Annotated in this window: 11 protein-coding genes and 3 pseudogenes; 7 read left to right on the top strand and 7 right to left on the bottom strand. The window is 48.5% G+C overall.

The window, feature by feature from the left end; translation table 11 throughout:
* Together ACOKCT_RS21465 and ACOKCT_RS21460 are read right to left on the bottom strand one after the other, a co-directional pair.
* On the bottom strand, window positions 1–629 hold a 629-nt coding region (locus ACOKCT_RS21465; protein ID WP_420193861.1), incomplete at its 3' end, for an ArsB/NhaD family transporter.
* A gap of 44 nt (window positions 630–673) precedes the next feature.
* Window positions 674–994 carry a transcriptional regulator gene (locus tag ACOKCT_RS21460; RefSeq protein WP_420193860.1) on the bottom strand — a complete coding sequence of 107 codons (321 nt, stop codon included), beginning with the start codon at window positions 992–994 and terminating at the stop codon, window positions 674–676.
* A gap of 85 nt (window positions 995–1,079) precedes the next feature.
* Between ACOKCT_RS21460 and arsH the strand changes: the two genes are divergently transcribed.
* Window positions 1,080–1,778: an arsenical resistance protein ArsH gene (gene arsH / locus ACOKCT_RS21455; protein WP_172693873.1), complete on the top strand. Its 699-nt coding sequence runs from the start codon at window positions 1,080–1,082 to the stop codon at window positions 1,776–1,778.
* Window positions 1,779–1,934: 156 nt separating this feature from the next.
* Window positions 1,935–2,450 carry a hypothetical protein gene (locus tag ACOKCT_RS21450; protein WP_032664851.1) on the top strand — a complete coding sequence of 172 codons (516 nt, stop codon included), beginning with the start codon at window positions 1,935–1,937 and terminating at the stop codon, window positions 2,448–2,450.
* Between the two features lie 571 nt (window positions 2,451–3,021).
* On the opposite strand, the pseudogene ACOKCT_RS21445 reads toward ACOKCT_RS21450, so the two are convergent.
* A pseudogene (locus ACOKCT_RS21445) lies at window positions 3,022–3,810 on the bottom strand (IS3 family transposase); the annotation flags it as partial.
* Between the two features lie 410 nt (window positions 3,811–4,220).
* Between ACOKCT_RS21445 and ACOKCT_RS21440 the strand changes: the two are divergent.
* The 5 genes and pseudogenes from ACOKCT_RS21440 to ACOKCT_RS21420 all read left to right on the top strand — a co-directional run.
* Window positions 4,221–5,081, top strand: coding sequence for a RepB family plasmid replication initiator protein (locus tag ACOKCT_RS21440; protein ID WP_159340469.1), 861 nt, complete (start codon window positions 4,221–4,223; stop codon window positions 5,079–5,081).
* Window positions 5,082–5,749: 668 nt separating this feature from the next.
* Window positions 5,750–6,916 carry a plasmid-partitioning protein SopA gene (gene sopA, locus ACOKCT_RS21435; protein ID WP_159340470.1) on the top strand — a complete coding sequence of 389 codons (1,167 nt, stop codon included), beginning with the start codon at window positions 5,750–5,752 and terminating at the stop codon, window positions 6,914–6,916.
* Entirely contained in the window at window positions 6,916–7,887 is a 972-nt protein-coding gene (locus tag ACOKCT_RS21430) for a ParB/RepB/Spo0J family plasmid partition protein (protein WP_159340471.1), read from the top strand. Before sopA ends, ACOKCT_RS21430 begins: the two co-directional genes overlap by 1 nt.
* Window positions 7,888–8,349: 462 nt before the next feature.
* Window positions 8,350–8,603, top strand: a pseudogene (locus ACOKCT_RS21425) (transposase); the annotation flags it as partial.
* 147 nt (window positions 8,604–8,750) lie between these two features.
* Window positions 8,751–8,834, top strand: a pseudogene (locus ACOKCT_RS21420) (hypothetical protein); the annotation flags it as partial.
* Between the two features lie 256 nt (window positions 8,835–9,090).
* Here ACOKCT_RS21420 and ACOKCT_RS21415 read toward each other — a convergent pair.
* The 4 genes from ACOKCT_RS21415 to ACOKCT_RS21400 form a co-directional block, all read right to left on the bottom strand.
* Window positions 9,091–9,870, bottom strand: coding sequence for a site-specific integrase (locus ACOKCT_RS21415; RefSeq protein ID WP_159340472.1), 780 nt, complete (start codon window positions 9,868–9,870; stop codon window positions 9,091–9,093).
* Window positions 9,867–10,214: a hypothetical protein gene (locus tag ACOKCT_RS21410; RefSeq protein ID WP_172693849.1), complete on the bottom strand. Its 348-nt coding sequence runs from the start codon at window positions 10,212–10,214 to the stop codon at window positions 9,867–9,869. The genes ACOKCT_RS21415 and ACOKCT_RS21410 overlap by 4 nt, the downstream gene beginning before the upstream one ends.
* 125 nt (window positions 10,215–10,339) lie before the next feature.
* Window positions 10,340–10,897 carry a hypothetical protein gene (locus ACOKCT_RS21405; protein WP_159340474.1) on the bottom strand — a complete coding sequence of 186 codons (558 nt, stop codon included), beginning with the start codon at window positions 10,895–10,897 and terminating at the stop codon, window positions 10,340–10,342.
* Between the two features lie 70 nt (window positions 10,898–10,967).
* On the bottom strand, window positions 10,968–11,294 hold the full coding sequence (locus ACOKCT_RS21400; protein WP_159340475.1) for a hypothetical protein: 327 nt from the start codon (window positions 11,292–11,294) through the stop codon (window positions 10,968–10,970).
* Window positions 11,295–11,320: the final 26 nt, after the last annotated feature.

The raw sequence follows: 11,320 nt of genomic DNA, 5'->3' as shown, positions 1-11,320 counted from the left end.
AGCGAAACGTCATACGTTGCCGGAATATCCCTGCGGAAGAAGAGATGCAGCATGACCAGCGTGGCCGCAATCGCTGCCGCATCCACGGGGATCATAACGGAGGCGTACTGCGTAAAGCCCAGACCAAAGAAATCCGCCGAGACGATATTCACCAGGTTAGAAACAATGAGTGGCAGGCTGGCCGTATCTGCAATAAATCCTGCGGCCATGACAAAGGCCAGTGTCGTGCCCTGGCTGAACCCCAGTGCGAGCAGCATCGCAATCACAATCGGCGTCAGGATCAGCGCGGCGCCGTCATTGGCAAACAACGCAGCAACAGCGGCACCAAGCAAGACTATCCAGGTGAACAGCAGGCGGCCACGTCCGTTACCCCAGCGGGAGACGTGCAGTGCGGCCCATTCAAAGAAGCCGGACTCATCAAGCAGCAGGCTAATGATGATGACCGCAATAAATGCCGCTGTCGCGTTCCAGACGATATTCCAGACAACGGGAATATCAGCGATATGGATGACACCGGTTCCCAGCGCCAGCACTGCCCCGATACTCGCGCTCCAGCCAATACTCAGGCCTCCGGGTTGCCAGATCACCAGTACCAGCGTCAGTAAAAACAGACTCCCTGCCAGAAGCATCTCAGACTCCATCATATATGATTATGTAAATGTGTTTTTCTTTCTCAGCAGGAGGTGCAGGCTGATTTATCCAGCCATCCACGCACATCCTCCCGCATACACTGCCAGGATGTCGTGATTGTCTCAGCTGCCCATGCCGGTATGTGGGGTGACAGACGATAGTGGATCCATTTGCCTTCACGACGGTCAAGTACCAGCCCGGCCTCGCGCAGGATAGCCATATGTCGCGAGATTTTGGGCTGCGATTCGGAGGTGGCCGCGCAGATATCGCAGACGCACAGTTCTCCAGACTCCCGGAGAAGCATGACGATAGCGAGCCGTGTTTCATCCGACAGGATTTTGAAAAGCTGAGCAGGTTGTAGCATTTATCACTCCATTCCCTTTAGAATACATATATGTTAAATCATATATATTAACTTTGAAATCATCTGTTCTCTCCGGAGGAGAAAAATGGACCAATTTCCTGCCCTGAACACCGAATGCTTTGATCAACACATTGCCGAACGCCTGCACCTGCAGGAGCCGCCACGGATTCTGATCCTGTATGGCTCAGTAAGGGAACGCTCCTACAGCCGCTTTGCCGCGGAAGAAGCCGGTCGCCTGCTGACGGCGATGGGCGCGGAGGTAAAGCTCTTTAACCCCTCCGGTTTACCCCTGCCGGATGATGCACCGGACACGCACCCTAAGGTCACCGAATTACGCGGCCTAGTCAGATGGTGTGACGGGATGGTGTGGAGCTCGCCGGAGCGGCATGGGGCAATGAGCGCGGTTATGAAGGCACAAATCGACTGGATCCCCTTAAGTGAAGGCGCAGTTCGTCCTTCACAGGGTAAAACGCTTGCGGTAATGCAGGTTTGCGGCGGTTCGCAGTCCTTCAATGCCGTGAACCAGATGCGCATTCTGGGACGCTGGATGCGGATGTTCACTATCCCCAACCAGTCCTCAGTGGCCAAAGCGTGGCAGGAATTCGATGAGAACGGACGAATGAAACCCTCTTCCTGGTATGACCGTATCGTCGACGTCACCGAGGAATTATTTAAGATCACCCTGCTCCTGAAAGGGCAGACTGATTATCTGGCTGACCGATACAGCGAACGTAAGGAAAGTCATCAGGCACTGTCCGCACGGGTAAATCAGGCCAAAATCTGATAGGGAAACATAGTAACCATGGTTAGCCTCTTCAGGATAACAACCAGTGAGGCCGGCCATGCGCGTACCCTATCACATCTTTTACATCTCGGGCGCATCTGCCCCGCATGGGGTTGTGATACAATTCCCGCTCCATTGGATTCGTAAGGGATAACAGTGAAAGGCGCGCATAAAAATCTTTCCTTTAATGGAAAAAGCTACTGTATGAAGCACCTCGCGCCTTTGACGTTTATGGCAGAAATCGCCAATATCCCTGACCCCGTACAGATAACAATCAACTACAGCAATCATGTATTTTCTGATCAGAAAGGAAACGGACCGGAAATTCCACCGGATCGATTTTTCTGTGCTGACAGATATGCTGCCAGCCTTAACCTGCCGCAGATGCTTTCAACAAATCTGCTGACCTCCTACGTTGTTCCCCATATCAATAAGGGAAACAATGAGATGTATCATTATATGGAGGTTAATGACTATGCGATCTTCTTTGACTTGCGTAAGGACAATGGCCACCCGAACGGCTTAAAGCTTTATGTTGTATCAGCTTATGAAGTCAATCAGTGGGGACGACACTCCATACCAAAGAGTAGGCCCATGAAATTTGCATATGTCGCACATCTGCGACTGAATGGACAGACGGTTTACACGTCCAGAAAAGCAAAAAGGCGCTGATATCAGCGCCTTTTCACCAGAGTAGATCATCGATGTTATCCACTCTTGTTGGGTTCCGGTCTGTGTCTTTGGATATCCCGCTCTTAGGCTGGGGGAGATTACTCTCCGACATCAATACCCCATCAACATACCAGTGCTGAGTGGTTCCGGTCAGTATCGATGTCTGAATAGTAATAAACCTGACCTTTACCTGCAAGGTCACTGCTATTCATAGCTATTCATGACTTTTCAGCGTTACGGGAGTACGCGTTAATAGCCCACTATTCGCAACCAAAGGCTTCAGAAACAGTTTTTACTGTTGAAACACAATTGGCCTTATGCGTAACGAAGAATCGCTCTCCGGGCTTCCTGTTGCGAATTAGAGGCATGTTTTCCTGCAAAAAAGATTTGTAAATTTTTTACGAAAAGCACTTTTTGCTCATTTTGAATGCTGTTCATTTCAGCCTGGCCGTGTCCGGAACATCAGAAACGCCCCGCAATAACAGGGCTGGTATCAATACAGCTGAGGGCCGTCAGGCCGCGTAACGCCCTTGTCAACATCAGACCGCCCAGTGAAATCAGGATAACGTGGCTAAAGCCGCAGCGGGTAGGTCTTCAGGCGGTATTCAACCGGGCTGAGGCCGTTAAATTTAAGGCTGATTCGCCGCGTGTTGTAGTAACGAATGTAATCCTCAAGAACAACCTTCAGCTCATCAACATCGTTGAATTTACGGGTGTAGAAGCATTCTGATTTTAACGTCCCGAAAAAGCACTCAGCGCAGGCATTGTCCAGACAGTTTCCTTTGCGGGAAATGCTTTGCAGAACCCCAAACTCCCGCAACTGATACTGATACCACCGATGCCGGTACTGCCAGCCCTGATCTGAATGAAGTACTGGTTTGCTGTTTGCATCCATTCTGGCAAATGCCTTAATCAACATGTCGTCAATCATCGGCATTGTCGGGCGTTCTGAGATACTGTAGGAAATGACTTCGTTATTGAAGAGATCGATGATCGGAGAAAGGTAGAGTTTGCGGCCGTTGACGGCGAACTCGGTGAGATCTGTGACCCATTCTTCATTAGGCCGACTGGCTTTGAAGTTTCGTTGCAGGAGTTTATCACCAGCATAGCCACGTTCGCCACGCCAGGAAGTATAGCGCTTTACTTTGATAGCGGCTTTAAGATCAAGAGCATTCATCAGGCGTTGAACCACTTTATGGTTGATTAGCCCGCCCTCTCTTATGAGCGCCAGCGTTACCCGTCGATAGTCATAACGGCCCTGGTTTTCATCATATATCTAGCTGATTCGACGATTTATTTCATCATATTTTTCCGGAGAGCGTAGTGCTTTAAGATGATAGTAAAACGTGCTTCTGGGTAAGGGTTAATTCATGCCTGTCTGCAAAGTGAAGGCTGTCAGTGGCACTATGTAATCTACGCTTCCTCCCCTTTCATCCTCTCGGATTTCAAAAAGTTATCAACATATACATCGGTTAGATCCAATAACACGATCCTATTGAAGATCCTAAATGGATCCATATAGTTCCAAACAGATCCCCGATCGCTGTAGGCCACGCCAGACAAGGCACTCAGAGGATTTGGGTGTGTCACATTATGCAATGAGTGTGTCATAACATGTGATTAGTGTGTCATGACATGATCAAAGTGGGTGACATCATGCTCATGGTGTGTCATAACATGCAAAATGGTGTGTCGCAGCATGTAAAATAACGAACTATCCACCCTCTGTGGATAACCTCGAATGGATTCTCAACACAGTGGTGTAACTATATGACTGATAACAATTTTATACCCTCCCAAATTACAAATGAAGGAGAGGTACACCAATTAACAGTCACAAACAATTCATCAGTTCAGCCAGCGATTCTACTGCGGCTGGGTGTCTTTGTTCCTGCCAGCCGTGCAATTCCTAAGGGGCAGAAGTCCGGTATAGATGTATCTTCCTCGTTCTCACAGCTTGAATTCGCCCGTAAGGAAGGTTACGACGAAGTCAGGATCTTTGGCGAGCGACTTAACATATCAACGGACTTTAGTGTCTGGATGGGCATTATTGGAGCCTTCAGTAAATACGGCTTAAAATCAAACACCATCGAGCTGCCTTTCACTGAGTTTGCCGCGTTGTGCCAGTATGATTCGCGCCAGTTTAACAAACGTCTGCGAGACACCATTTTTGATGCTCTTACCCGTATTGGTACCAAGACTGTTCAATTCAACAGTAAGAATACTGGAGATAAATTTTTTACCCAGCTCCTTAAGAGCGGTAAGTATACGAGAGAGTCCGATACAATCACGCTCCAGGCCGATGAGCGCCTTCATGAACTGTATCAGATTGACTACAACATCCTTCTGCGTAAGCGTCCCTATCATATGCTTAAAGGTAAAGAAGTTGCTCAGACGCTCTATACCTACATTGCCAGTCTGCCCGATAACCCTGCCCCAATTCGATTTGATCGCATCATTGAGCGGTTGAATTTGACCTCTCCAGTAAAGGAGCAGAACCGCCTGATTAAGGCTGCACTTAAGCAACTACAAGATATTGGCTATATTGAATATTCCATTGTGAAAGATGGCCGAAATCTAACGGTGTTGATTCATAAGCGAAACAAAAAACTCAAAGAATTGACGTCATAGAAGGTGGGTCACATTATACAGACGATCCAGCAATGGTGGGTCGCAGGGTGATTTTAGGTGTGTCACAACATGTAATCGTTGAGCTTTAGCCTTCATGCCGCTTTTGATAGGTTGATTTTTTCGCAACTTCAATGTCTCCGCATGCTGCGACACACTTTTTGCATATCGCTGCCCACTTTTTACATGTTTATACCCACCTTTTTTAGATACTCTGATGATCGTTTTTCTTAGCATGTTGCGACACACTTTATGCATGCTATGACCCACCTTTATCATTCTGGCTGTCACGAATGTAATTCCCAATACATGTAAGTGATGTGTGCATGAACGTTACATGCACGTATCGCACGGTATGATTTTATGAGAGCTTTTTTAGCCGCCCTGCCCTCATGTATTCGGCGTTACGTCTGCATCAATGAGGCAAAGGGCGTTCGGGATACGATAAAGAAATCCTTCCTTTTGGAGGGCTTTGTGGTTAACTATTGCCCAGTAATATTCAAACTTTCTTAACCCTCTAATTTTGATGAAGGATTCTGTTTAAAAAGTTATCAACTTTGCAGGATTTGATGCGCTTTGCATTTTTTTAGCAGGTTTGCAGGTTTTTCGTTGCTTTGCTTGTTTTTTCAAGATTTAATATAATGATGCAAAGTTGATTAAAGGAGTTTCGAATGGGATTAATGGATACGCTTAACCAATGCATTGCAGCTGGCCATGAGATGACGAAAGCCATCGCAATTGCTCAATTTAATGATGATAGCCCTGAAGCAAGGAAAATAACCCGCCGGTGGCGTGTTGGTGAGGCAGCCGATCTGATCGGTGTATCATCCCAGGCTATTCGTGACGCTGAAAAAGCAGGACGATTGCCGCATCCAGATATGGAATTGCGAGGACGCGTAGAACAGCGTGTGGGCTATACCATCGAGCAAATAAATCATATGCGAGATGTGTTTGGTACCCGTCTTCGCCGACCAGATGAAAGCTTACCTCCGGTAATCGGTGTTGCAGCTCATAAAGGTGGGGTTTATAAAACTTCTGTCTCCGTTCATCTTGCTCAGGATTTGGCTTTAAAAGGGCTTCGCGTACTGTTAGTCGAAGGCAACGATCCGCAGGGTACGGCCTCGATGTACCATGGTTGGGTTCCTGATTTACATATTCATTCTGAAGATACTCTACTCCCCTTCTATCTCGGTGAACGAGATGATGCTTCATATGCGGTAAAACCAACATGCTGGCCTGGCCTTGATATCATCCCTTCTTGTCTGGCCTTACATCGTATTGAAACTGAGTTGATGGGACGTTTTGACGAAGGAAAGCTGCCGACAGAACCTCACATGATGCTAAGGCTGGCCATTGAAACGGTAGCCCATGATTACGATGTGGTTGTTATCGATAGTGCTCCTAACCTTGGTATCGGCACAATTAACGTTGTTTGTGCTGCAGATGTGTTGTTAGTTCCTACGCCTGCAGAACTCTTTGACTATACCTCTGCCCTGCAATTTTTCGACATGCTGAGGGATTTGTTGAAAAACGTAGATCTCCAGGGGTTCGAGCCAGATGTCAGGATCCTGCTTACTAAATACAATAATAATAACGGTTCCCAGTCGCCATGGATGGAAGAGCAAATAAGGGATGCATGGGGAAGCATGGTGCTCAAAAACGTAGTGCGTGAAACGGATGAAGTAGGTAAAGGGCAGATTCGAATGAGAACTGTGTTCGAACAAGCTATTGATCAGCGTTCTTCTACAGGAGCATGGAGGAATGCACTCGCAATTTGGGAGCCGGTTTGTAATGAAATCTTTGACCGTCTCATTAAACCTCGTTGGGAGATCCGTTAATGAAACGCCCACCTATCATCCCTAAATCTACCCCATCAGTTGCTCCTACGACTACTGTAACAGCCCCTGCAGCTCCTATGGTTGATACACTCATTGCTCGAGTGGGTGCTATGGCAAAGGGCAATACTATTACCCTTCCCGTCTGTGGACGAGAAGTGAAGTTTGTTCTCGAGACCATCCTTGGTGCAGATGTTGCCAGCTCAACAAAGGTCTGGGCTGGTAATGAACGTGATCAGGCATTTTTAACAGAAGATTCCTTAGACGATCTCATCCCATCGTTTTTACTGTCTGGCCAGCAAAATCCGGCATTTGGTCGTAAGGTCAACGGTCATATAGAAGTTGCCGATGGCAGCCGCCGTCGCATGACTGCCATTCTGACATCTACTGAATATCGCATACTTGTCGGCACCCTTGATGACGAACAGATGGATGCTTTATGTAAACTTGGAAATGATTACAGGCCTACGAGTGCTTATGAAAGAGGTAAGCGATATTCCCAGCGTTTAGCTAATGAGTTTAATGGGAATATTTCTGCCCTGGCTGACGCTGAAAACATCTCAAGAAAAATCATAACCAGATGCATTAATACTTCTAAGTTACCAAGAGATGTCATCGCACTCTTCTCTCATCCTGGCGAACTTTCCGCGAGAGCTGGCGAAAACTTACAGAAAATCTTTTCTGAAAATGAAGCTCTTCTACTTGAGGGAGCATCTGAGTTATCAGGGAAAAGAAAAGCGGGGGTTATACTTGAGGCTGATGAAATAATTCAATCTCTTACAGCGTTGCTTAAAGATCCCAACAAGAAATTAAATCAGGCTCCTGAAAAGCACGAGTTCGTTCCTGGAGCAACAGTGCGGTATAAAGGAAATAAAGTGATTATCAGCCTTGATCGTTCCAAGCTTTCCGAGGAAAACATTGGGAAGTTTGAAGAAATGCTTGAGCTTTTAGCTACGAAGAAAAACAAGCATTGATTCGGTAGTAATCTTCCTGCTTTAGCCTTTTCAGGACCGTGCTCCCAACCACTCAAATGGGACCACGGTCACAACCACACAAATGGGACCACGGTCACAACCACTCAAATGGGACCACGGTCACAACCACACAAATGGGACCACGGTCACAACCACTCAAATGGGACCACGGTCACAACCACTCAAATGGGACCACGGTCACAACCATTTAAATGGGACCACGGTCACAACCATTCAACTGGGACCACGGTCACAACCATTTAAATGGGACCACGGTCACAACCATTTAAATGGGACCACGGTCACAACCATTTAAATGGGACCACGGTCACAACCATTCAACTGGGACCACGGTCACAACCATTCAACTGGGACCACGGTCACAACCATTCAACTGGGTGAATCGCCATGGGTTTAAAAGACACCTCAGAGTCATTAAAAATGGCTTAAAGAGAGATGCACATGAGCAGTAAGCGTTATCCTGAAGAGTTTAAAATCGAAGCAGTCAAACAGGTTGTTGATCGTGGCCATTCTGTTTCCAGTGTCGCAACATGTCTCGATATCACTACCCACATAGTCTTTATGCCAGGATAAAGAAATACGGGCTGGACTCTTCCACCGACAAAGAGCAGTCAGATGCTCAGGCCGAGATCCGCCGACTCCAGAAAGAGCTGAAGCGGGTTACTGACGAACGGGACATATTAAAAAAAAACCGCTGCGCAGGGCAAGGTGAACGCGCAGTATAACCTTGTAGTTATGTACGAATAGGGCTTAGATGTGCACCAGGACTACAGCTAGAGGACTACAGCTAGGCACGGGGCTGGTATGAAAAAGCCGCAGCGCAGGTTGCTGCAGATGCGCAGTACAATCTGGGTATTACGTACTTTAACGATCAGGGTGTTCGTCAAAATAAATCTACTTCTAAGGAATGGTTCGGTAGAGCTTAAGGTAAAGGAGTCCAGGTAGTTTGTAATAATTACAAGGTATTAAACGAACAAGGTTTTTAATTGATGAACTATATCTTGCAGGAAAAAGACTGAACGGCAACGATGTTGCACTCATAGACAGACCGCGGGGCATACTAAAGCGGTCCATATATGAGCTTCCGATTTAAAGCGGAAGCCGGAAAGAGCAGGAAATCAGATTAATATGGCAAGCCAATCCCGGCGGACGGGTCAGTTAGGTTTAGATAGTAATGCCGTCTTACCCATTTCTTTTTAGCATTGCCACCGCCTCGGTCCCGGGCATCTGGAACTGCACCCGATGGCGCGCTGCGACATCGAGCGCAAAAACCTTCGTGTAAACCTCCGTCGAGCTGATTGACTTGTGGCCCATCAAGCTCTGCAGAACTTTCAGTGGAATACCGGCATAGAGCATGTGCATGGCGTAGGAGTGGCGGAACGTATGCGGGGTCACCGGCACGGAGAACGTCACTCCGTCGGCAGCGGCCGATTCCACCGCTTCATTCAGCCAGGTCCGGACCGTCCGGTCGGTGATCTCCCAGATGCGTGCCTTTTCCATTCTGCCGGTGCGTTTATTCCGGCGTTCCAGCGGAATTTTCAGCGTGGCCACCATCATCTCCAGCTGACTGACGTACTGGCTGTCCGACAGCGGCACCAGTCGATGGGGCTGACTGCCGGCGCGAGTCCTGCCTGCCGTTCTTGCCGCTTTCTCAGCCCGCTGTTTGAGCGTGGCCAGCTGCACAAACGGGTAGGGCGGAGCCAGGGAAAAATCACTCCGGGTCAGGGCTAGAGCCTCATTGATACGCGCGCCGGTATTCCACAGCGTCGCAAGCAACATTTTACGGTGCAGATCGGGCTCGTAGTGGAGGAGGGCGCTGACTTCCGGCGCCAGCAGATATTTTGGCAGTTCGTCCTGAATGAGAGCCATCTGGCGTAAGGCGAGCGCGGCCGGATAGTCTATGGCCACCGGCAGCTGCGCGGGGGAAAACGAAATGCCATGGCTAGGTATTGCCGGCATCATTGTTTGTTGTCCTTAATGGGCAGGTGTTCCTCGATAAGTCGTGCCAGTGCCTTCTGCACGTAATCTTCCCCGACGGCAACATGAATGTCCCCGCGGCGTTCAAGCTCTGCGCCGATGGCACTCATGCCGTGCATCATCGGCAGCAGTTGGCGTAGCAACATGGCATGACTGCATGCCGCCCTTATCCGATCCGCAAACTCATCCTCATCGCGGGAATACTGTTCCGGTGACGGCCTCTCCCTGCCGTTCTTCTCAAACTGCAGCTGCTGGCATAGGGTCAACAGTGCCACTATCTCATCGGCAATCACACTGGCATGGATCTCATGCAGACTAACCTTGTTCATATTGTTCTCCTTGGTATACCGGTATCGTTTTCCTGACGGGCGCTGATATTCAAACCTTTCATTACACCCCGGCTTCAGGTTCTCTACCTGACCATTTGACGACTTTGGTCAGGGTGAAGGGATCATCAGGCATGATCACGGACTTCCTTCCGGCAGTAGGACGGCGCCTCGCCCGGATTACGGGTGATATACGCCGGAAACTCAGTGATCTCGGTCTGGCTGTAAGGAGCGAAATTTTCAGTGCCGCCGAAACGGCTGCGGAATCCCTTCAGTACCGCTTCTTCACCGGCAGGCCCGGCAGCAGACATTGTGACAGCCATGCTTTCAGGATCTATAAGTGTATACAGCCCTTTCTCATCGCTGCGCTGGTTCATCCTGAACGTCAGTATCAGATCACCGGCATCGCTTCCTTTCGCACCCGGAGTTCGCCAAGTGACGGAAACGCTAAAGAGGGTATGACCATTTTCCTTGGACTCGACCTTTCCCCTCGAGATCATTGTTGTGGGTAGGCTGAGTTTTCCGTCTCCCGGAAGGTCTGAGTGGCAGACGACCACACTGCCAGGCGGGTAGGCCTCATCGAGCCGCTGCATTTCTTCCCGAGTTGCGGCGCTGACCCCGTAAGTCGTGCCGACAATAACAACCATAACTCCTAACCGGCTTGCGATCTCCTTAATTGTCTTCATTATGCTTTCATCCTGATATTTGTCGGTTCAGTCCGGTTCTACGAATTGATAAATCCCGCCACTGAGCATCTCATTTTATTCTCTCCTGAATGGAATCCATCTGAGCATACTCGGAATCATGCATATCGATGTCCCAGCTGGCTGTGGCAGGGTCAGTCATATCAACATGAAAAGCATTTACAGGCACCACCGGGAAAACAGGTGCTTTAGGAGAGAAAGTCTGCCTCCACCCATTCACCTCCTGAGCATAGATACGCCGTGCTACTTCCTCACCGTTTTGCTGAAGCAGAAACATCACCGACACTTCATCTTCATCAGTCAATAATCTTGCTCGATAAAACCAGACGGAGGAATGGCCATCATTGATCAACATATCTACCAATTCATACGCTGTCATTCAGACTCCAGAATAGCTCCCATTAC

This window comes from Leclercia sp. M-A074-M (assembly GCF_965195605.1).
In the GTDB taxonomy this organism is placed as follows: domain Bacteria; phylum Pseudomonadota; class Gammaproteobacteria; order Enterobacterales; family Enterobacteriaceae; genus Enterobacter.
This window is presented reverse-complemented; position numbering and strand designations above follow the sequence as displayed.

Bases quoted from the DNA above. Each gene is read 5' to 3' on its own strand.
- arsH (WP_172693873.1), top strand. From the start codon at position 1,080: ATGGACCAATTTCCTGCCCTGAACACCGAATGCTTTGATCAACACATT.
- ACOKCT_RS21440 (WP_159340469.1), top strand. From the start codon at position 4,221: ATGACTGATAACAATTTTATACCCTCCCAAATTACAAATGAAGGAGAG.
- ACOKCT_RS21460 (WP_420193860.1), bottom strand. From the start codon at position 994: ATGCTACAACCTGCTCAGCTTTTCAAAATCCTGTCGGATGAAACACGG.
- ACOKCT_RS21410 (WP_172693849.1), bottom strand. From the start codon at position 10,214: ATGAACAAGGTTAGTCTGCATGAGATCCATGCCAGTGTGATTGCCGAT.
- ACOKCT_RS21415 (WP_159340472.1), bottom strand. From the start codon at position 9,870: ATGATGCCGGCAATACCTAGCCATGGCATTTCGTTTTCCCCCGCGCAG.
- sopA (WP_159340470.1), top strand. From the start codon at position 5,750: ATGGGATTAATGGATACGCTTAACCAATGCATTGCAGCTGGCCATGAG.
- ACOKCT_RS21400 (WP_159340475.1), bottom strand. From the start codon at position 11,294: ATGACAGCGTATGAATTGGTAGATATGTTGATCAATGATGGCCATTCC.
- ACOKCT_RS21430 (WP_159340471.1), top strand. From the start codon at position 6,916: ATGAAACGCCCACCTATCATCCCTAAATCTACCCCATCAGTTGCTCCT.
- ACOKCT_RS21405 (WP_159340474.1), bottom strand. From the start codon at position 10,897: ATGAAGACAATTAAGGAGATCGCAAGCCGGTTAGGAGTTATGGTTGTT.